The 20,599-nt window shown below is 44.5% G+C and carries 21 protein-coding genes; 10 read left to right on the top strand and 11 right to left on the bottom strand.

Annotated elements, in window-relative coordinates; all coding sequences use genetic code 11:
- Positions 1-266: 266 nt before the first annotated feature.
- The 3 genes from QM629_RS20560 to QM629_RS20550 all read right to left on the bottom strand — a co-directional run bounded on the left by QM629_RS20560 (position 267) and on the right by QM629_RS20550 (position 1,762).
- Positions 267-896 carry an SCO family protein gene (locus QM629_RS20560; protein WP_415161790.1) on the bottom strand — a complete coding sequence of 210 codons (630 nt, stop codon included), beginning with the start codon at positions 894-896 and terminating at the stop codon, positions 267-269.
- 60 nt (positions 897-956) lie between these two features.
- Positions 957-1,235, bottom strand: coding sequence for a hypothetical protein (locus QM629_RS20555; protein WP_415161789.1), 279 nt, complete (start codon positions 1,233-1,235; stop codon positions 957-959).
- Positions 1,236-1,387: 152 nt separating this feature from the next.
- On the bottom strand, positions 1,388-1,762 hold the full coding sequence (locus tag QM629_RS20550; protein WP_415161788.1) for a hypothetical protein: 375 nt from the start codon (positions 1,760-1,762) through the stop codon (positions 1,388-1,390).
- Between the two features lie 180 nt (positions 1,763-1,942).
- Between QM629_RS20550 and QM629_RS20545 the strand changes: the two genes are divergently transcribed.
- Both QM629_RS20545 and fabD read left to right on the top strand, forming a co-directional pair.
- On the top strand, positions 1,943-2,755 hold the full coding sequence (locus tag QM629_RS20545; RefSeq protein WP_415161787.1) for an alpha/beta hydrolase: 813 nt from the start codon (positions 1,943-1,945) through the stop codon (positions 2,753-2,755).
- 74 nt (positions 2,756-2,829) lie between these two features.
- On the top strand, positions 2,830-3,729 hold the full coding sequence (gene fabD, locus QM629_RS20540; protein ID WP_415161786.1) for an ACP S-malonyltransferase: 900 nt from the start codon (positions 2,830-2,832) through the stop codon (positions 3,727-3,729).
- 220 nt (positions 3,730-3,949) lie between these two features.
- Here the strand turns inward: fabD and ligD are convergent, their stop codons facing one another.
- The 3 genes from ligD to QM629_RS20525 form a co-directional block, all read right to left on the bottom strand.
- Complete coding sequence (ligD, locus tag QM629_RS20535) at positions 3,950-6,091, bottom strand: DNA ligase D (RefSeq protein ID WP_415161785.1); 2,142 nt, start codon at positions 6,089-6,091, stop codon at positions 3,950-3,952.
- Positions 6,092-6,408: 317 nt separating this feature from the next.
- Positions 6,409-6,720 (bottom strand): hypothetical protein, encoded by a 312-nt coding sequence (locus QM629_RS20530; RefSeq protein WP_415161784.1) that lies wholly within the window; start codon positions 6,718-6,720, stop codon positions 6,409-6,411.
- A gap of 12 nt (positions 6,721-6,732) precedes the next feature.
- Positions 6,733-9,147 (bottom strand): hypothetical protein, encoded by a 2,415-nt coding sequence (locus tag QM629_RS20525; RefSeq protein WP_415161783.1) that lies wholly within the window; start codon positions 9,145-9,147, stop codon positions 6,733-6,735.
- A 28-nt stretch (positions 9,148-9,175) separates the two neighbouring features.
- Here QM629_RS20525 and QM629_RS20520 point away from each other — a divergent pair, with 28 nt between their 5' ends.
- The 4 genes from QM629_RS20520 (at position 9,176) to QM629_RS20505 (ending at position 10,996) form a co-directional block, all read left to right on the top strand.
- Positions 9,176-9,688 (top strand): GNAT family N-acetyltransferase, encoded by a 513-nt coding sequence (locus tag QM629_RS20520; RefSeq protein ID WP_415161782.1) that lies wholly within the window; start codon positions 9,176-9,178, stop codon positions 9,686-9,688.
- A gap of 91 nt (positions 9,689-9,779) precedes the next feature.
- Entirely contained in the window at positions 9,780-10,121 is a 342-nt protein-coding gene (locus tag QM629_RS20515) for a type II toxin-antitoxin system RelE/ParE family toxin (protein WP_415161781.1), read from the top strand.
- A gap of 4 nt (positions 10,122-10,125) precedes the next feature.
- A complete protein-coding gene (locus QM629_RS20510) occupies positions 10,126-10,452 on the top strand; it encodes a helix-turn-helix domain-containing protein (RefSeq protein WP_415161780.1) in 327 nt (108 codons plus the stop codon).
- A gap of 127 nt (positions 10,453-10,579) precedes the next feature.
- Positions 10,580-10,996 (top strand): VOC family protein, encoded by a 417-nt coding sequence (locus tag QM629_RS20505; RefSeq protein ID WP_415161779.1) that lies wholly within the window; start codon positions 10,580-10,582, stop codon positions 10,994-10,996.
- Positions 10,997-11,015: 19 nt separating this feature from the next.
- On the opposite strand, the gene QM629_RS20500 is transcribed toward QM629_RS20505, so the two are convergent.
- The 4 genes from QM629_RS20500 to QM629_RS20485 form a co-directional block, all read right to left on the bottom strand.
- Positions 11,016-11,837, bottom strand: coding sequence for an alpha/beta fold hydrolase (locus QM629_RS20500; RefSeq protein ID WP_415161778.1), 822 nt, complete (start codon positions 11,835-11,837; stop codon positions 11,016-11,018).
- Positions 11,838-12,040: 203 nt separating this feature from the next.
- Complete coding sequence (locus QM629_RS20495) at positions 12,041-12,409, bottom strand: hypothetical protein (RefSeq protein WP_415161777.1); 369 nt, start codon at positions 12,407-12,409, stop codon at positions 12,041-12,043.
- Between the two features lie 432 nt (positions 12,410-12,841).
- On the bottom strand, positions 12,842-13,321 hold the full coding sequence (locus QM629_RS20490) for a hypothetical protein (RefSeq protein WP_415161776.1): 480 nt from the start codon (positions 13,319-13,321) through the stop codon (positions 12,842-12,844).
- Between the two features lie 133 nt (positions 13,322-13,454).
- Positions 13,455-13,994, bottom strand: coding sequence for a YqgE/AlgH family protein (locus tag QM629_RS20485; RefSeq protein ID WP_415161775.1), 540 nt, complete (start codon positions 13,992-13,994; stop codon positions 13,455-13,457).
- A 65-nt stretch (positions 13,995-14,059) separates the two neighbouring features.
- Here QM629_RS20485 and QM629_RS20480 point away from each other — a divergent pair, with 65 nt between their 5' ends.
- From QM629_RS20480 to QM629_RS20465, 4 genes are all read left to right on the top strand, one after another.
- Positions 14,060-15,625, top strand: coding sequence for a M81 family metallopeptidase (locus QM629_RS20480; protein ID WP_415161774.1), 1,566 nt, complete (start codon positions 14,060-14,062; stop codon positions 15,623-15,625).
- Between the two features lie 102 nt (positions 15,626-15,727).
- Positions 15,728-17,281, top strand: coding sequence for an FG-GAP repeat domain-containing protein (locus tag QM629_RS20475; RefSeq protein ID WP_415161773.1), 1,554 nt, complete (start codon positions 15,728-15,730; stop codon positions 17,279-17,281).
- A gap of 285 nt (positions 17,282-17,566) precedes the next feature.
- Complete coding sequence (locus QM629_RS20470; protein ID WP_415161772.1) at positions 17,567-17,860, top strand: DUF6922 domain-containing protein; 294 nt, start codon at positions 17,567-17,569, stop codon at positions 17,858-17,860.
- On the top strand, positions 17,815-18,441 hold the full coding sequence (locus tag QM629_RS20465; protein ID WP_415161771.1) for a nucleotidyl transferase AbiEii/AbiGii toxin family protein: 627 nt from the start codon (positions 17,815-17,817) through the stop codon (positions 18,439-18,441). Before QM629_RS20470 ends, QM629_RS20465 begins: the two co-directional genes overlap by 46 nt.
- Positions 18,442-18,492: 51 nt before the next feature.
- Here QM629_RS20465 and QM629_RS20460 read toward each other — a convergent pair whose 3' ends face one another.
- The gene (locus QM629_RS20460) at positions 18,493-19,947 is read right to left on the bottom strand and encodes an amidohydrolase (protein ID WP_415161770.1); all 1,455 of its coding nucleotides are present in this window, start codon (positions 19,945-19,947) and stop codon (positions 18,493-18,495) included.
- Positions 19,948-20,599 lie beyond the last annotated feature (652 nt).

The raw sequence follows: 20,599 nt of genomic DNA, 5'->3' as shown, positions 1-20,599 counted from the left end.
TCCGGTCGGTGAGACACCGACCGGAAGCGGGTTCTACAGGTGGGTGTCCCACCGCCTGCGAAAATTTGAAATACGCCCCCATTTAAAAGTTAATAATAATTTTGATTGCTTTTAAGCTTAAAAGCAGATTCCCGCCTTCGCGGGAATGACGGGCAGGAACGAGAATTAATCTTGCCATCTGATAAAGCAAGTACAAATTGCCAATGCATAAATTTATCCGGTGTTTACTATAAATACCGGTATGTTTTTTCTGTTTGCAATGCAGGTTATAATGTTTTAATGTCGGCTATTAATTTTTGTACAGACTGTTTATCGGTGGCATCATAAAAGCCGCGAATGCGGTTTTGCTTATCCACCAGCGTTATGTATTGTGTATGGATAAATGCGCCATCATCGCCGGCTGCGGTTGCGGTATCTGCGCTCAGCAGGTAATCCTGTTGCGCCATTTTATACAATGCATCTTTATTGCCGGTTAAAAACTCCCATTTGCCGGGCGTTGCATGCATGCGGTCTGCATAGGCTTTTAGTACAGATGGCCGGTCTGTTTCTGGATCAACCGTATGCGAAAGAATGATCACATCGTTATTGTTTTTAAAAGCATCCTGCACGGCTTTTAAGTTATTGTTCATGACCGGGCAAATGCCTTTGCAGGTAGTGAAGAAATATTCGGCCACCCGTATCCTGCCTTCCACATCTTTGCCGGTAATTGTTTTTCCATCCTGGTTAATAAAAGAAAAGTTGCCTACTGTATGGCCGGCCTCTCCCAATACCGGCAATGCTTTTCCTGCAGATGAATAAACCATAACGCCAATGAAAACAAGCAGGCCGGATAGTATCAATCCAAGAAAAAATTTATTGGCCTGCGCGCCTATGGGAGATGTTTTTTTCTTCGTCATAACAGATTGATTTTATATGCTGATAAAGGCGTGAAAAAAGTGATTTTGTGCATGGGGTTACTATAATTTCTTTTCCTTTTTCAGCCGTTCGGCAAATGCGTTTTTACAACCGGTTGAACAAAAGCCATATACCTTGCCATTAAAGTGCAAGGTGTCTTCAACACCGGCGCTTAAAGGCATGCCGCAGCTGGTGTCTTTCTGTGTTGCAAAAACAATATGGCTGAAATCTTTTTTTACTGAATCTTTTGCAGGGCCTGCCTCAAAAGCTGTTTCCTGGTTTGTTGTAGTTGCATTGCATGCCGCAACAGCCATGCACAGCATAAAAATTATTTTCTTCATGATTCGTATGTTTGTTCCGCAGCTAACGCAAATCTTCGCAGATGGTTTTGATGATATGATCAATCTGCGCGGCGAAATATGCGGGCGTTAAAAAAAGACAGGTTTAATTTCCTTATCCTGAGCTGATGTTATGATAAGCGCAGTTGCAAAAGCTATGCAAGCGGGGGATGGAATATGGAAGATGAATAACCCTGTAATAAGGTATTGTCTGTACGGCGGTTATAAGGTATTTCAGTGATAATATAATTATTAAAACCGGCAATGGTTTCGCCGGGCGCTTCATATACAGGTGCCTGTACTTTTTCAGGCCTGTTCTCATTAGCCTGTTTGTTACTGCCCTGCTCCTTTGCCTTTTGTTTGTTAAGATAGCAATGCCCGTTGCAATGCAGCTGCGGCCTGGTTTTATTGATGCAGAAGTTTTCGGCGATATAGTTTTTATTCAGGGAATAAGCTGCGTCATACACAAACGAACTGAATGTTTGCATAAGCATGATGAAAAGGAGCAGTATGGAAGTAATTGCTTTCAATGTTTTTACCAGCAGTGGCAAAAGTATATAGAAAACCGGTTATTTGCCAAACAGGAGAAGCTGGGGTGTATTTCAAATACGCCCAGAAACTCCTTTACATTTTTCACGGGTCTCTTGTGTAGTTTGTGCATGAAAAATTTAATGTACGTTTGAGGCTTTATGGAGAGCAGCAAGACCGGATTGGCTAACATTTTTATTGAGCGTTCAGAAATCAATTCAAAATTGCTGGGAAGAAAGGTGATTATTGACGCTTATCTTCCTAATGATGTCCCTCATCCTGAAAATATGAGCCTTTTGCTGATAAACGATGGCCAGGATCTGCCAAAAATGCCCTTTGATGATATGCTGAATAGCCTGTTGCAGCAAAATAAAATAGAGCCGGTTCTGTGCATAGGCATTCACTGTGGTGAAAACCGTAAAATGGAATATGGCGTTGCCTGCCAGCCGGATTATAAGGGGCGCGGCGCCAAGGCCGGGGCTTATACGGAATTTGTTTTTTCGGAACTGCTGCCGGCCATTCGCAAAAGCTACAATGTGCCGGCCTTTAAACAGAAATCTTTTGCCGGTTTTTCACTGGGAGGTTTAAGCGCACTGGATATTGTATGGCGCCATCCGCATGAATTTGCCCATGCTGGCGTTTTCAGCGGCTCGCTGTGGTGGCGCAGCAGGGGATACCATGAAGGCTATGACGATAATAAGCACCGCATTATGCATGAAGAAATAAAAAAGGGCAAATATTACCCCTGGCTGAAATTTTTTTTTGAATGTGGCGCGCTGGATGAAATAGCCGACCGTAATAAAAACGGCATTATAGACTCAATTGAAGATACACTTGACCTGATTGCTGAATTGGGCAGGAAAGGATATACAAACGATGCCGTAAAATATCTTGAACTGGAAGACGGGCGTCACGATGTGCCTACCTGGGCGCGGGCTTTTCCGGATTTCCTGGAATGGGGATGGGGAAAAAAGGAGCGTGCTGTGCACTTGTAACGGGCAGCTATGCTGGTTTTTATCCGGCTTCTGCAGGCAGAAACCTTATTTTTGCGCCCCTAAAAATTTATAATATGGATAAACATGCATACATATTCCCGGGCCAGGGATCGCAGTTCTGCGGCATGGGAAAGAATTTATATGAAACCAATACGCAGGCAAAGGGATTATTTGAACGGGCGAATGATATTCTCGGCTTCCGCATAAGCGATATTATGTTTGGCGGCACAGATGAAGAATTAAAACAAACAAAGGTTACACAGCCTGCCGTGTTCCTGCACGCTGTAATTGCATTTAAAACATTAAACAATGTGAAGCCCGGTATGGTGGCCGGCCATTCGCTTGGCGAGTTTTCTGCATTGGTTGCCAACAATGTTTTAAGTTTTGAAGATGCACTGAAACTGGTAAGCATACGGGCGCAGGCTATGCAGAAAGCCTGCGAGATCAACCCTTCTACCATGGCGGCTGTACTGGCTTTGGCCGATGATAAAGTAGAAGAAATTTGCGCTGCCGTTACAAAGGAATTAGATCATGAGCAGGTGGTGGTGGCGGCTAACTATAATTGCCCCGGCCAGTTGGTAATAAGCGGCTCAACCGAAGCCGTTGATTTGGCTTGTACAAGAATGAAGGAAGCTGGTGCAAAGCGTGCATTGCTGCTGCCCGTGGGCGGCGCTTTTCATTCGCCTTTAATGGAGCCTGCAAAAGAAGAACTGGCTGCTGCTATTGAAGCAACAACATTTGGTTTTGCAAGCTGTCCGGTTTATCAAAATGTTGTTGCGGCTGCCGTAACGGATCCATCCACTATAAAAACAAATTTAATTGCACAGCTAACCGGCGCTGTTCGGTGGACGCAAAGTGTGCAGGCTATGATAGCTGATGGCGCTTCAGCATTTACCGAGGTTGGCCCTGGCAAAGTATTACAGGGATTGGTGAATAAGATTGACAAGCGTGTGGTTACAAATGGAGTGCACTGAGGCGTGGATCGTGAAGCAAGGGCGAAGTGTTTGTTTTTAAATACTCAATATTCAATGCAACGTCTTAAATCCCCATCGGCACGGCGAAGCCGGTCTGATGGATGATGTTTGGGAAATTACATCTTACCATTTCATTCTTTGGTCAAACTGCTATCGCGGGCCGACCGGCTTCGAAACAACTTTTGAGCTTTCACGTTTGACGATTCACGACACCAATTCCTCACATCATCTCCAGCAGCGATTCATGCATTTCCTGCTCACCAAAAACAGCATTAATTTGTTTCAATACTTTTTTCAGGTTAATGCCTTTGCCAGTTACACCTTTAAAAATTTCGCCTTGTTCTTTTATACGGTCAACTGCATTAAAAATATTGAACTGCTGAACGGTTAATCCTTTCTTCACTTCATCCCAATGCAGCGGCATTGAAACAGTGGCGCCGGGCTTCGGCCTTAATGAATAAGGCGCTGCAAGGGTGGCCTGCGGCCGGTTTTGCAAAAAATCGAGATACATATTGCCTTTCCTGTTTTGTACAATGCGTTCAATACTGGTAAACTTTGGCAACCGCGATTGAACAATGGTTACCAGCACACGCGCAAACTCTTTGCTTATTTCATAATCATACTTTGCGCCAAGCGGTATATAAATGTGCATGCCGGTTGCACCGGAAGTTTTGCAGTAAGCATCCGCACCAATGGCATCAAGCACCTGTTTAATTTGCTGTGCGGCCTGTATTACCTGGTCAAATGTTGTTTTGTCGCCCGGGTCGAGATCTATAATGCACCAGTCTGGATTATCAGGCTTTTGTGCACGGCTGCTCCATGGGTGTATTTCAAGGCTGCCCAGCGATGCCATCAGCAATAAACCCGCTTCGTTGGTGCAGATCATATAATTCCTGTCGCCGCCTTCTTCCGTACTGTAAGGAAAAAGTTCAATCCAATCCGGCACTTTGCCGGTAACATCTTTCTGGTAAAAGCTCTGGCCATTGATACCGTTGGGATAACGTATCATGGTTTGCGGCCGGTCTTTTAAAAAAGGCAGCATGTAAGGCGCCACCTGGTAGTAGTAATTAATTACATCCCGCTTGGTAACAGGTTTGATGTTTTTGCCTGCAGGAAAATATATCTTATTGAGATTGTTGAATGTAAGGCTATGCCCGTTTATGGTTTTTGTTTGCGCTTTTTCTGTTGGATTGAGCAATGTTCTGTACGCTTTATCTGTTGAGCCTTTCAGCAGTTTTTTCTTGAGATCATTTGTACCGGGCGTATTTGTTTTTACTGATTTCTTTGCTGCGGCTTTCTGTTTCATAGCTGTGTTTTTATTGGCTGACACAATATCTTTTGTATGCGCTTCTTTTTCAGGATGGATATTCTTTGCACTTTTATCAACGCGCATGCCTTTAAACGATGGATGGCGCATTACCCCATCTGAAGTAATTTCCGTGTAAGCAACTTCACACACCAGTTTTGGCTTTAACCATGTTACCGTTGCTTTTGGCGGGTCTGGCCTGAAGCGCGATGGCTTATTTACATCCGGCTCGTGTGTGAATGGTATTTTATTGGTGATGAGCGGACTGAATTGCTGCATCATTTCTTGCTGCAGCTTGTCTGAAAATCCTGTTCCTATTTTGCCGGTGTATTTTAGTTTGCCATTTTCGTTTACACCAACCAGTAACGCACTGAACAGTTTACTGCTGCCTTCATTGTTGGTAAAGCCGCCGATAATAACTTCCTGGCGTTTATTTGTTTTTATCTTCAGCCAGTCGCTGCTGTGTTTGCCGGGTAAATAAATACTGTTGGCCCTTTTGGCAATGATGCCTTCGAGGTTTAATTTTTTTGCGGCTTCAAAAAACTCGGTGGCGCCTGTATCAAAGCTTTCGCTTATTCTTATTATACCGGCATCCGGGGCAATAGCATTGAGTATCTGCTTTCGTTCAGTCAATGGCAGGTTCATTACATTATAGCCATCTATCCACAGCACATCAAACAAATACAATATTAATGCGCCATCTGCTTCGCTGCGCCAGTTCTGAAGGCTGCCGAAGTTGGAGATGCCTTCATCATTAATCACAACTATTTCTCCATCGAGCACTGCGTTAATCTTCCATTGTTTTAAAGCATTGTAAACAGCGTAAAATTTTTCGTTGAAAGATTTGTTATTGCGCGAACGCATTTCTGCTTCGCTGTTTTGCCGGTAAATAATGGCACGGTAACCATCCCACTTTACTTCATACAGCCAGCCGGCCTCATCAAAAGGTTTATCAACAAGCGTGGCCAGCATGGGCGGCAGGTTTTTGGGAAAAGCCTGTCTTGTTCCTTTGACAAGCAATGCATGCAATGCTTTATCTTTTTTATTGGCCGGCATATCCTAAAGCTATAAAATAATTATGCCATTGTTCATGAGAAGCATGTACAAGCTGAAAGTAATGAAGTAAATGAAGCCATCTGTTTAACATCATTTTAGAATGCACGGATTAAATTTTTTTAAAGGCAGTGTGTCCTAATATAAACATTTAATCATTTAAAATAATGGTTATGAAAAAGATAATAAAAATGATAAAAAGCTTCTTTAGTGTAGAAGGTGGTTATTCAATTCTTCCAAGCAATCTTTGAAAATAATTAATCAACGATTAATGAAGTCCCGGTTATTGCTGCGGGACTTTTGTGGTGTATGCCATTCACTTAATAAGCCAGGTCTTCATAAGCCGCCATCAGTTCATTATAAGCATGCTGGTCGTTTGCCGCCTTTGCCCGTTGCATCCCTTTTTCATACCATTCAATTGCCAGTGCTGTTTCACCGTTTCTTTCAAGCAGTTTTCCCAAATGATAATAGGTGCCAATGTAGCCTGGTTCTTCTTTTAAAACCGCTTCAAATAAAATCCTGGCCTCCTTATCATTATTAAGCTTTATATATTCCAGTGCCAGTGCATGCCGCAAAAAACTGTCGTTTGGCATTTGCTGCAAAAGCGCCTGCAATTTTTCAATGCGGTCCATCCGTGCAAAAAATTATTCAATTATTTTTTCAATATGCGCCAGCTTGCCATCTGTGGTAATGCCTTCTACAATTACGCGAAAACGTTGTGTAATGTCGTTGTTATAAAATTTTAAGCGGAACGTATTGTTGGCAGGCGTGGTTAATATATTGGGCGACCAAAACAAAGTTGTGCGTAAATCCCTGTCGTTGGTGTTATTGTTATAGATGTCATAATTAGGCGAATAGAATTCTTTTTGGCCGGTATAGCCGATAATCACCTTATAAGGAAGGCCCTTGCCGGGTGTGCTGGCCACATCGCCGCCTTTGCGGGTATAAACAGCGATAGCGCCATTTGCACCGCCGCCCATGGCGCCCACAAACGGGGGCCTGAGCACCTTTATATAAGCTACATCGCTCATGCTAAGGCTTGACAGCATGCCCGGATCGCTTTGCTGCACTTCATCCAGGAAGAATGCCGGCGTGCCGCCGCGCCAGGTAACGCTTGGCGTGCCGCCTGCCGTATTAATTTGCAAACCCGCCACTTTGCCCTGCAGGTATTGGAAAACACTGATGGCGCTTTTGCCGAAAGGATCGTTCATTACATCAAACTGGTAACCATCGCCACTGAAAAGCGGCGATGCATATTTTTCATCCAGCATTTGCAGCGGGCTTTTGGTTCTTGTTTTTACAACCACATCCTTCAGCGTATTGCCCTGCCTGAATTTGGCCGCCCTTAATTCTTCTTCTGCCAGCCTGCGCCGGAAATTTTCGGTTGCGGTATCAGCAAGAAAAGCATTGGCCGCCGTGTCTTCGGCAATTGTTTTGGGCGAAGGCGTACTGTTGTCAAAACTGATAACAGAAGAATTGGCAAAACGATCATTGCCTGATATTTTATAATATATTTTTGATGTATCGTATAAGATAATATTCGGGTTGGCAAATTTTCCGGATCCGTCAACAATCGCCTGTTCAATGCGGTTGGAGGTGTCTTTGCTGTTTTTAATAATCATCAGTAACATAGCGCCCTGTTTTAGCTCCTGGTCAGTTGCGCCATACAGCTTGCCCGAAAGGCTAAGATAATCCGGCTCGTTCTGGTATTTTATAGCGGGGTATTTATTGTGTATGGCGGCATCCCAGCTTATGCGCCGCCAGCCATTGGTAAGCATTACAAGATCGAGCTGTTGCTGCAGCGTATCAGAATTATTTTGAAAATAATAATAAGGATGATATACCCTGCCCTTTAAATCGCCGGTTAAGAGGAGGCGGGATACAATATCATCAGAACTGTCAATGCCTATGCCTGCATCGGTAACCGCCACAGAAAGATTGGCCGATATGGAATCAGTATGTATAACCAGGGTATTCTGCTTGCGTTTTTCCGTGCTCAGTTGCGCAAAGCCCACCTCGGGCTCAAAAGCATAATCTTCATTATTAATAAAGCTGATGCGCTCTGCTACTGCCACCCAGTTTGAATCGAAAAGGGTTACCTGCAGCACGCCGGAGGGAAGCTCTTTAACCGGTATGGAGCCCCCGGTAACCGCCACCTCTTTTAAATTAACCGAAGCGCCATACACAAGATGCTGCTGCATGGTGGCCAGTATATAAAGTTTCTGAAGGCCGGGCGGTGCATTTTCTGATCGTTGTATGGTAAACGGCCTTGCATCAGCCTGCGGCAATACTTTCAGCACCACGCCGGCAGCCTGCGCAGCAGGCAGCCCGGTTTCATAATCATTGCCAAGGTCGTCTTTCCATCTGGCCGTGTATGTTTCGCCGTTTTTAGCTGTAAGCAGGAATGAGCCCATGCCATCGTGCACGGTTTTTATATCAGCCACCTTTGTATTGCTGTTATTAAAAACGGCCCCGCTCACAGGCGCCGGCGTGCCATCAAAATGCAGGGCTTTAAAGGCAATATTGGTTTCTATATTTTCTACAATGTTGCCGCCTTCGGGCAAAAACTGCAGGTTTGTTTTTATGGCCGGTACCGGCCTTGTGCCGGTGGGTTTTGGTTGTATTACCTGCAGGGTTTTCCTGTATAGAAAAGATGAATCGAAATTCAGCATCCATTTTGTATAGGCTTTTACATACACCACTTCTTCTTTAAAATCGAGGGGAATGCCGTAATCGCCGCTGCCGCCTGCCTGTAATACCGGCGATATACAATGTTTAAGCACCCTGCCGTCTGTATTCACAAAATCAATATAAACTGTTTTGCTTATCTGCGAGGGGTTGGTGCCCGTCATTATATACGATTTAAACCATATCGTGTCGCCGGGCGCATACGAAGGCTTATCAAACTGGATATAAATTTTTTCCTGCGGAAAATTTGCCGCTAAAGTTTCCAGGCTGTTTTGAACACTATTGATGGTTATGCTTTGCGATTGCGCACCTGCCGCAGTTGCAAACAGGCACAACATAATTAACCAACGCAGTTTTTCAGGAAAATTCATATCTGCAATTCTATTTCAAATTATTATTATGCAAATAAGCAATATTTATCTTAACAGTTCACCAACAAAATTATATTGCGGATATTATTACCTGAATATGAACTGGCATTGTAAAGCTTTTAATGATCTGTCGCCGCTTGAACTGTATAAAATACTGCAGTTGCGCAGCGAGGTTTTTGTGGTGGAACAAAATTGCATTTTTTTAGATATGGATAATAAAGATGAAGGCAGCCTGCACTGTGTGGGCTTTATTAATGGCGGCCTGGCTGCATACGCAAGGCTGGCGCCGCCGGGATATATTTATACAGAAATATCAATTGGCCGCGTGGTAACATCGCCCCGGCACCGCAGCAAAGGTTTGGGGAAAGAATTAATGCAGCGCTCCATTGAATTGTGCAGGCAATATTTTGGCAATGGCCCCATTAAGATCGGCGCACAATATTACCTTTTGAAATTTTATGCTTCGCTTGGCTTTAAAGTGATAAGCGATATTTACCTGGAAGATGGCATTGCGCATGTGCACATGGTGAACGGAAGGTGAAAGCCTTTTGCATGGTTGTTATCTAAGCCATGCAGGTAAATAATGTTTCTAATTTTGGAAACTAACTTTTATCTTTGTATAAATCTTATCAGTGAAATATTTTGAAACACGGTTTTTGGAAGAAGCAGATAAGTTCATATCGAAACTTGACCCAAAGGCTGCTAAAAAAGTGTTTTATAATATTGATATTGCTGAGCAAACGAATGACCCAAGGCTTTTTAAAAAACTCCAAAATGAAATTTGGGAATTCCGGGTCGTATATGCCGGGTTTCAAATAAGGTTACTTGCCTTTTGGGATAAGACTGAATCAACGCAAACACTTGTTTTTGCAACACATGGTTTTATTAAAAAAGAGCAAAAAGCCCGTACCGGTGAAATTGAGAGGGCAGCAAGAATCAGGAAAAAATATTTTGAACTTAAAAATAAAAAGTAGCATCATGGCAAAGGCAAAAATGAAATCGTACACACTTGCTGACATGAAAGATAAATATATCGGTAAAGTTGGCACGCCCGGCAGAGATGAATACGAGCATGAGCTTCGCATGGATCTTTTGGGGCGGATGATTAAAGCGGCAAGACAGGAACGCAATTTGACGCAAGAGCAATTAGGTAAGCTTGTTGGCGTACAAAAAGCGCAAATTTCAAAATTAGAAAGTAGCAGTAACAGTGCCACAATTGATACTGTTTTAAAAGTCTTTAAAGCGTTAAAAGCAGACATTCATTTTAATGTTTCAATAGAAAACCAAAAACTGCAGCTTGCCTGACAAACTGCCTAATTCCCTGATTCTTTTGTAAAACCCTTTAAAAACTTTACCGCTGCTGACATACTGTTGTCATAAGCCAGTTTTATCTTTACGTAAACCAGTAATTATTAACAACAAAAAACAGGATATGAATCTGGTTTCAATAAGGATTATTACCGTTGATGTAAGGAAGCTGGTAAAATTTTATGAACATATAACAGGACTATCAGCAATACAATACACCGATGATTTTGCCGAGTTGCAAACCAAATCGGCAACATTGGCAATCGGCAGCACAGGAACGTTACAATTTTTTGGTGGCGATGAAGTGGCAAAGGCTGCCCAAAACCATACTGCAATAATAGAGTTTATTACGGAAGATGTAGATGCCAATTACAGTAAGCTGGCAGATTTTCTACAGGGCCGCATTGTGCAAAAACCAACAACAATGCCCTGGGGAAACAGGTCGTTTTTGTTTCGTGATCCTGACGGAAATCTTGTTAATTTCTTTACGCCTGTTACACCGGAAGCGATCAGGAAATTTGACAAACATGCAGGTGCATAAATGCGGGTTGGGCATCCAATCACTCTCCCTTTTTCAAAAAAGCCATTACGGCTGCAGCAAACTCAGGCGTGGAGGCCGCATGGTTATGATCGCCGGGCGTAACAGCTGTTGCGGCATTGGGAAAGAAAGAAGCCAGTTCATCTGCATTGCCACTATCAATATCGCTGTCGCCATGAATAACCAGCACCGGTGTTTTAATCTTTGATAAAATTTCTTTGGATGTAGATGGCTGGTATTTTTGAAGCAGCGCAAGCGCCTGCTGGTCTAATCCCGCTTTCTGTACATTTTGAACCATTGCATGCAGAGAAGCTACTGTGTCAAATGCCAGCGCATGATAAAACTGTATGCGGCGTGGCCAGTTGGGGTTGGTAAAGTCTGAGCCCATGCCGCCTATTACCGCCTTATGCACATTTTTATCCAATGCGAGCAATCTCGCTGTTATAATAGAGCCCCTTGAATAACCCACAGCGTCATATTCTTTTATGTGAAGGTGTTTTAACAGCAGCATTAAATCTTTTGCCTCCGCGTCGTTATGGTATGCAGCGTCTGTATGGGGCTTGTCAGACCTGCCGTTTCCGCGCAGGTCAACCAATATCACTTTATTGCCTGCCGCCACAAGGCTGTCGTATAAGGCTGCCTGCCGCCACGAATTGCTGTTTACAATAAAACCATGTATTAATAAAACAGGAAAACCATTGCCACGCACTTCATAATAGATTTTTGTATGGTCGAACGATTTAAAATAACCAGAATCAACCGCCTTTGCCTGCGCCTGCAGGCTTGTATTTAAAATAAATGAACCTGCTGTCATTAAGATTAAAACATGTAAATGCTTATACATTTTTTGTGTTGATGATTCAAAAAATTACCGCATAGCTTTAAGCAATGTGAAAAGCCAGCAGAAGGATAGGGAATTGCTGAAACCCAAAATTGCATCCGATACTAAAGCTTGCAGGATTGACGAAGCCGGCAATGGCTTCAAAGAATTAACAGCCTCCGGCAGTGTTATTTCCCGTAACAGCAGTGGAAAAGTGCAGTAGCGGTTTACTCCTTCCTGCCGGTAAAAGTTTGCCCCTGGTAATCAATTTGCAGGTCTGTAACCTTATTGCCTGCATCTCTTAAAAAAGTGAACAGAGCCTGCCCGCTGGCGTCAAAGCTGTCTTTTTTGCCGGCTATAGGAGCAAGCGGGCCGCTATATTCGCCGCCTGAATAATAAAGGCTGCTGTCTTTTACGCTCACTACCATGTATTCAAAAGGCAGGCCTTCATACTTGTATTTACCTGTAAAAGTTGAGCTGTCGGCAATGGAAAATGCAGGAATGCTGTCTGTTAATTGGGTTGCTGTGCTGTCTTGTGCAGCAGCCTTTAAAACAAACATGCAAATGCTGAGCAATGAGAAAAGAATTGTTTTCATGCGCGCTGATATTAAATGTTGATTTTAAAATATTTGAGTTTTGAAGATAGGGAAGGCCTGCATCAGTACAAAATATTTTGTCTCTTCTGGTTACAGGAATAATAACTACCTGCTGAAACGCTGCCAAAAGGCTTCAACTTCCCAAAAAGCGTAGTTGGCTTCCCTCAAAGCATAGTCAACTCCCTAAAAAGCGTAGTTGGCTTCCCTCAAAGCATAGTCAACTCCCCAAAAAGCGTAGTTGGCTTCCCTCAAAGCATAGTCAGCTCCCCAAAAAGCGTAGTTGACTTCTCTCAAAGCATAGTCAGCTTCCCAAAAAGCGTAGTTGACTTCCCTCAAAGCGGAGTCAACTCCCCAAAAAGCGTAGTTGACTTCCCTCTATAATAAACAAAAACCCCCGGGTGTTTTATGCCAGGGGTTACTTACAGCACTTTTTTAAGCCGTCGTCGCGGTTTTCAACTTTTTGCCCATTCCTGCAAAGCGTTGGCGCAGGTCTTCAAAAACAGGCTTGGCATTCGCCTGCCCTGTTTTGGCCGCCATTTGCACGCCAGCATAATATAAAAGCGCTGCGCTGTAAGCCTCGCTGCCAGCCAGTAACATGGTATCGTTAATGTTGCTGCAAATCTGCTCACATACATCATTTACAGGCTTTAGCCGGGCCACAATATTAAAATCGCTGTTAAGTTCTGCTGCGCTCATATAAGCGGGGCAAAACTCGGCGTTGGCAACGCTGTAATCGTTTACCTTGGAAACAAAGCTTAATGATTTGTCGCTCATTTTTGGCAGGTCGTGCCTTTCTTCCATAGTAAGGCTTTGCAGGTAAGGCTGAAGCAATGTTTTAACCTGGTTTAGCGCAGTTGTTACCTGTGCAAGCACATCGTCAGGAATGGCTTGGGAAATACGATTGGTACTCATGGTGTTTGTTTTTAATAATGAAGAAAATGGTTAGGGTATTAAAGTTAGGATATAAAAAAAGATAAACAAGCGCTGTATCAAAACAATGCTCCCTACATCATTGCCGGTTAATTTAAAAAACGGTGCAGGAAATTTATGAAAAAACGAGCCCGTCAGCAAATTCCGTTACCTGCCAGCTGCCTGCTGTCATTTCTGCTTCCAGCTCATGGGCATCCCAGCCGCAATAGCCAATAAATATTTTAATATGGGCTGTGGTTAAGTTTTTATGGTTGATGTGCTTGATGGCCTGTTTAAAATCGCCGCCAAAATACAGGTCGCCTGCTATTAAATCGCCGCCGGGAATAAGGTCGTTCCGCCGGTGAATGAAATAAAGGTGATCATTGTCCACCGGGCCGCCCTTGTATAAAGGAAAAGCGGGGCTGCTGCTGAATTCGGCCAGTTCATTCAGAGGGCGTTCAAAAATTTTATTTACCACAAAGCCCAGCGCCCCGTTTTCGTTGCATTCGGCAATAAAAACAACCGAACTGTAAAAGTTCGGGTCGTCCATTGATGGTGAGCTGATGAGCATATTGCCCGGCGCTATGTGCATGCCTGCAAAATTAAGCTGTTTGGGTCTGCGCCAAAAGCGCCCGGCATGCTTTTGCGCTTCATGAGAAAAAATTATCCCAATCAAATCAGCCAGGGCACAGTTTTACAAATCCCTATTCGCTATATTAGCCCCATCAATAAAAATCCATTATGTTCAAACGCACCATGTACGCCTGCACAGCTTTTTTTGCCGCGCTGTCATCATTTGCAGGCAATCCCCCTTTGCCACGCATTGCTATTGCAGGCATTGGCATTGAATCCAGCACATTTTCCCCGGCGCTTAGCACGGTAGCTTCTTTTACCATAAAACGGGGAGCGGAAATATTCACTTCCTATCCCACATTCCTGCAAAGCGGGTCGCCTTACAGGAGCAGGGCGGTATGGCTGCCCGCAGTAACAGCGCGTTCTTTGCCTGGCGGCGCTGTTACGAGGGAGGCTTATGAAACCATGGTGGGCTATATACTTGATTCCCTGCGAAAAAACCTTCCCTACGACGGCTTGTTTTTTGACATTCACGGCGCCATGAGTGTGGTGGGGCTGGATGACCCCGAAGGCGATCTGATAACGAGGGTGCGCAAAGTGGTAGGCTCCAAAACCATCATCTCCACTTCCATGGACCTGCATGGCAATGTATCTATGCGGCTGGCAGAACAATCCGATTTAATCACCTGTTACAGGATGGCCCCGCACGAAGATGCGCTGGAAACCAAGCAACGCTCTGTAGAACAGTTGCTGCAAAGGCTGGAATCAGGAAAAGGCAAGCCGAAGTACAAGGCCTGGGTGCCTGTGCCCATTTTATTGCCGGGCGAACAAACCAGCACCCGTATTGAGCCTGCAAAAGGTTTATATGAAGAGGTAAGAACAGTTGCCAAAACACCCGGTGTAATTGAAGCTGCCGTGTGGATGGGCTACCCCTGGGCCGATGAGCCGCGCAACCATGGCGTGGTGATGGTTACAGGCGATGAAAAATCTGCCGTGGCTGCAGCAGCAGAAAAACTGGCCAGCCATTTCTGGAGTGTAAGAAGCCAGTTTCACTTTGTGGCGCCAACCGGTAGCCTGGAGCAATGCCTTGATACGGCGGTAAGCAGCCAGAAACATCCCTTTTTTATAAGCGATTCGGGAGATAACCCCACGGCCGGAGGCGCCGGGGATGTTACCTGGTCGCTGCAGTATATATTAAGCCGGAAAGAATTTAATACCAATAAAGGCCCGGTATTGATCTACGCTTCTATTCCCGGCCCGGATATGATAGAAAAAGCGCTGCAGGCAGGTGTGGGCGCAAAAGTAAAAGGCTTTGTTGGCGCAGCAGTAGATAGCCGTTACGCCCCGCCGTTATTGATAGACGGCACTGTTTATTCAATGTACAAAGGCGATCCCGATGCCGGTGTGGAAGCGGTTATACAAACAGGGTCAGTATATGTAATTGTTACGCAAAAAAGAAAACCTTATCATAAGGAAGCCGATTTTACCAGGCTTAACCTGCAGCCCCGCAAAGCAGATATAGTGGTGGTGAAGATTGGTTACCTGGAACCTGAACTGTACAATATGAAAGCTGACTGGCTGCTGGCGCTTACGCCCGGCGGCGTTGACCAGGACCTTGCGCGGTTGCCCTATAAAAGGATAGAAAGGCCGATGTGCCCGGTGGATAAAAATATACCCAACCCGGATTTGTCAGTGCGCTGGGTTGAATCATCAGACGAAGCAAGGCTGGATTAGGCCGGTAAGGAAGGCGGCCTGGCAACATTGCAGCTGCTTCGGCATTCCGGTGCATAGTAATTCGAAATAACCTGCCCTTAAACTACTTACTTTTGGGTGTTTATGAGGAAGTGTAAGGTATCTCCATGGGCAATAAGCGCGTTGATATTGGTTTTGGCGCTGGCGGCCTGGCTGATAATGAGAAATTTTAGCCCGCAGGAAAATGCAACGGCTGCAGGGCACGGAGAGGCGCTGGCAAAACAGTATTGTGCAGGCTGTCATTTATTTCCCGATCCGCAGTTGCTTGATAAGAAGACCTGGCAAAACGGGGTACTGCCTAATATGGCCATGCGGCTTGGGCTGAGAATGCCAGGCAAGGATCCGTATGAAGGAATAGATACAACAGAAGCGCGCATGATGCGCTCGCTGAATGTATATCCTGAAAAACCCCTTATTTCCCGGGCAGACTGGCAGCAAATTACTGATTACTATACCGCACAGGCGCCTGAAGAGCCACTTGCGCAGCCACCTGTTGCGCCCATCCGGTCCGGCCTGCCGCAGTTCCAGGCACAACCTGTTTATATCGGGGAAAACCAGCTGCCCAACACCAGCCTGCTGAAATATAACAGCCGCCAGGGGAAACTTTATGTGGGCGATGGCAGCAAAGCATTGTATATTTTCAATAAAGACCTTTCGCTGGCTTCTAACTGGTTTATGCCCTCGCCGCCGGTGGACGTTGATTTTTCGGGCAACGGCCTTCCCCGGCTGCTTTGTATAGGCAGCATAGCGCCTACACAGCAGCGAACCGGCAATTTCTTCACGTTCGACCCTTCCGGAAACCCGGCGGCAACCGCTATACGGTTTGATTCGCTGGCGCGGCCGGTAAGCGTGGCCAGCGGCGACCTGGATGGCGACAAAAAACCGGATGTGCTTATTTGTTCATTTGGCAATTACACCGGCAGGCTAAGCTGGTTCGAGTCGTATGACCAGCGTAAGGAGCATGTATTGCTGGAACAGCCGGGAGCCCGGAGGGCCGAAATCGTTGATATGAACAAGGATGGATTGCCCGACATAGTAGCGCTCATGGCACAGGCCCGGGAGGAGCTTGTTTTATTCGTAAACAAAGGGAAGGGGCAATTTGAGCAGAAAATTTTATACCAGTTCCCCAGCGTATATGGCGTTAGCTATTTTGAGCTTGCCGACTTTAATAAGGATGGGCATCCCGATATACTGGTAACCAATGGCGATAACTGGGATCTGTCTCCCATAAAAAAGTACTATCATGGCATCAGGATACTGATGAATGACGGGCAAAATAATTTCAAAGAGTCATTCTTTTATCCATCTTATGGTGCGGAGAAGGCTGTGGCCAGGGATTTTGACCTGGATGGCGACCCTGATATTGCGGCCATCTCTTTTTCCAATGACCTTAATAAAACGGAGGATGGGTTCCTGCTGCTTAAAAATGATGGAAATATGCATTTTTCTGCCTTCAGCTCCCCGGACGCTGCTAATGGAAAATGGCTGACGATGGAAGTGGCTGACATAGATAAGGACGGGGATGATGATATTGTTATCGGCTCATTTATTTACAACATCAGCGAAATGACAAAACTGGTAGGCCGGAATGTTGACCGGTTTCCCAACTTTGTCGTGTTCTGGAATAAACGGAAATGATGCGCAACGCAGGCAGGAAATGCACCGTAAGAAAAAACATGTTTTAAACCATTGTTGTCCGGGTAACTTGGGCTAAAGCCCATTGTGCAAGGATTTCAGATATATAACCCCAGGCTTAAGCCTGGGGTTAGTAAAAAGCAGGCCCATAAAGGGCTTTAGCCCAAGAGAAATATTTTAGCCGGACAACAATGGTTTTAAGCGGGAGTATCCTGCATTTCCGGAAAAATATTTGCCGTGCTGCATGAGGAGATGTTATTTGTTTGATTTTCTGAGTAGCTTTGAAACATGACAAAGCCTTCTGTTTCAAATGCAGCTTTCTGGGATGTACGTTTTTCCGATATTGATTTTGAAAAACAGGCATTGTACGTAATGGAAAAGGTTTTTAACTATGGGCCATGGAAAGACCAGGTAGCTATAATGCGGTTCTATGGTTTAGAACGGATAAAAAAAGAAATAGTGAATGCTTCTTTTTTGCGAAGCCCTGTGCTTGTTTTTTTATGCGCTTTGCTGCAATTGCAAAAAACTGATTTTAAATGCTTCAACAAAATGCAACACCACCCGCTACCCTGGAATTATTGAAAAGGATTTGCAGCCTGGATGAATTAAAATTATTTGGATTAGGCGGTGGAACAAACCTTGCTTTAAGAACAGGCCACAGAATTTCAATTGACCTTGATTTTTTTACCAACAGCCGGTACGATACGGCAATGGTTTTCAGTATAATCACCCAGACATTTCCCTCAGCAGAATTATTATTTGAACAAAACCAAACAATCATGTTCATGATCAACAATGTGAAAGTTGATTTTGTTTTATACCCGTTTCCCTGGCTGCAGCTATTTGATATAATTGAAAGTATAAGACTGATAAGTGTACAGGATATAATACCAATGAAGCTGCAGGCTGTAAGTAATCGTAATGCAAAAAAGGATTATTGGGATATTGCCACTTTGCTCAGGAATTACCCGCTTGAAAAAATGCTGAATATTTTTTCTTCCAAATTCCCACAGGTTGATATAGGGTTCATTATTCACAGCCTTATCAATTTTGAAAATGCAGATATGGAACCTGACCCTGATACAATTAATAACGTTCAATGGAACGATCTTAAGCATGCATTAATTATTGCAGTGAAAAAATACACCAACAGCTTACTTTAAGGCCGAAGAAATCTGTTCAATAATGCCGTTTATGAAAAGTAAAGACTGCTGTTAATTCCTGTAGTCAAGCGCAGGCTTTCTGTCGCCAATGAGCGACTGGTATTCCACTCCATCCTTGTTTTTAATAAATTCCGCTTTGGCATCTTCAACCAGTTGCTTGTTTGTAAGCAGGTCAATGCCTGTTAAAGTAAGCGTTTTAGCAGCTATCATCATGCCTTTTATGCCGATGTTTATGCCGCCACAGGCAACCGCCTGCCAGCTATGCGGCGGCGTACCGGCCACCCAGGTAGCAGCGACAAGGCCCACAGTGGGCACGGCCCAGCTTACATCGCCCACATCAGACGATGCCGGCCCTTTTTCCGGTTCGGCAGACAGGGGCATCACCTTGGTTACAGACGAAACAGGCGGCGCTTTATAAGCAAAAGAAGCCTGTATTTTTTCTGCAAAGGCTGTTTCTTCCGGCGTATAAGTAACCCCGCCCACCTTATCGAGGTTTTGCTGCATATAAACAGATAATATCTTATTTGGTAAAATACTGTAATCCCCGCCTTCTATTTCATAATCCATCGTAGTGCCGGTGCCCAGGGCAGCGCCCTGCGCGGCTTTTACAACCCGGTCAAATAACTGCTTTACAACAGTTACATCATAATGCCTCACATAATAAAACGACTCTGCAAAATCGGGCACTACGTTTGGCGCTTTGCCGCCATTGGTGATTATATAGTGAATGCGGGCATCAGAAGGAATATGTTCCCGCATCATATTTATCATATTATCCATGGCTTCAACGCCATCCAGCGCCGATCTCCCTTTGTCTGGCGCAAAAGCGGCATGCGATGATATGCCATGAAACCTGAACTTAACACCAATAATCGCCATAGTTGTTCCATAGCTAACCGCATTGGCGTCGGCGGGATGCCAGTGCATTACCACATCCACATCTTTAAATAAGCCGTCGCGCACCATATATACTTTGCCACTGCCGCCTTCTTCAGCCGGCGTGCCAAACAGCTTTATCGTGCCCCCCCAATGGTTTTGTTCTATTATCTTTTTAAGCTGAATGGCCGAGGCAACGGAGGCCGTGCCAAACAAATGATGACCGCATGCATGGCCCGCCTCTTTGTTCAGTGATGTTTTTACGGGAACAGAATCCTGCGACAAGCCCGGCAAAGCATCAAACTCCGCGAGAATGCCAATAACCGGTTTGCCGCTGCCATACGAAGCCACAAAGGCAGTAGGCATGCCTGCCACACCGGCTTCAACGGTAAAGCCATTTTCTTTTAAAGTTTTTTGAAGAAGGGATGAGCTTTGGGTTTCTTTAAACCCTGTTTCTGCAAAGCCCCATATTTGCAGGGCTATGTTTTTATAGGTATCTGTTTGCGATTGCAGGTCTGTAATGGCGGCGGCTTTTATTTTCTCATTGGGGTCTGTTGTTTTTGTTTTTTGTGCTGATGAAAGAAGATAGCAGCCCATAGCTGCGGCAGTTAAAAAAATTGTTTTTCTCATTGCTTTTGATTTGATGAAAAGATGTGTGCTTGCCCGTGGGTAAATTAATTAAAAAATTAATAGCAATGCAGGTGGGTTGATTATTTTTTATAAAGGATAATACTGCTTGAATAATACGGCCCCTTTGCAAGACCTTCTTTTGCCGGCAATCGGGTTAATCCTTTAAAAGCGGTCTGCGAAACATATTATGTTGCTTAATTGCAGCATAGGAGCTTATCAGATATGGAAGCGATGAATTATGGTTTCCTTTAATGCATCACCGGCAAGCAGGCGGGGAATTGGCGCTGGTCTGACCCGCCATTTATGAAAAATATTCATACTACAAGTTGGGCATTATGTTTAGATTGGCGTGGAAACCGGCCGATAGGGAAAATTTAGAATGGTTAAATAGAATATTTATGATGAAAATTTTGAAAGCCTGAAAAAGCCGCTCCTCCGTTCCACAACCGAAGTGATGCGACGCAACCGTGCCGCCATAAAATACCACTGACTGTCCCCCCATAAAAAGCTGTTTAAAAATTTAATTCTTTACAGGATTTTAAGCGATTTTCCGCACGGAGGGCACAAAGCCAACAGAGGCGCTTCGTTGCTCTGTTAACTCCTTTGCTCTGTGCGAAAAAATTAAACAGCTCCTAATGCTTCGCTTTAGCCA

The sequence above is a fragment of the Parafilimonas sp. genome, from assembly GCF_047606085.1.
Taxonomy (GTDB): domain Bacteria; phylum Bacteroidota; class Bacteroidia; order Chitinophagales; family Chitinophagaceae; genus Parafilimonas.
This window is presented reverse-complemented; position numbering and strand designations above follow the sequence as displayed.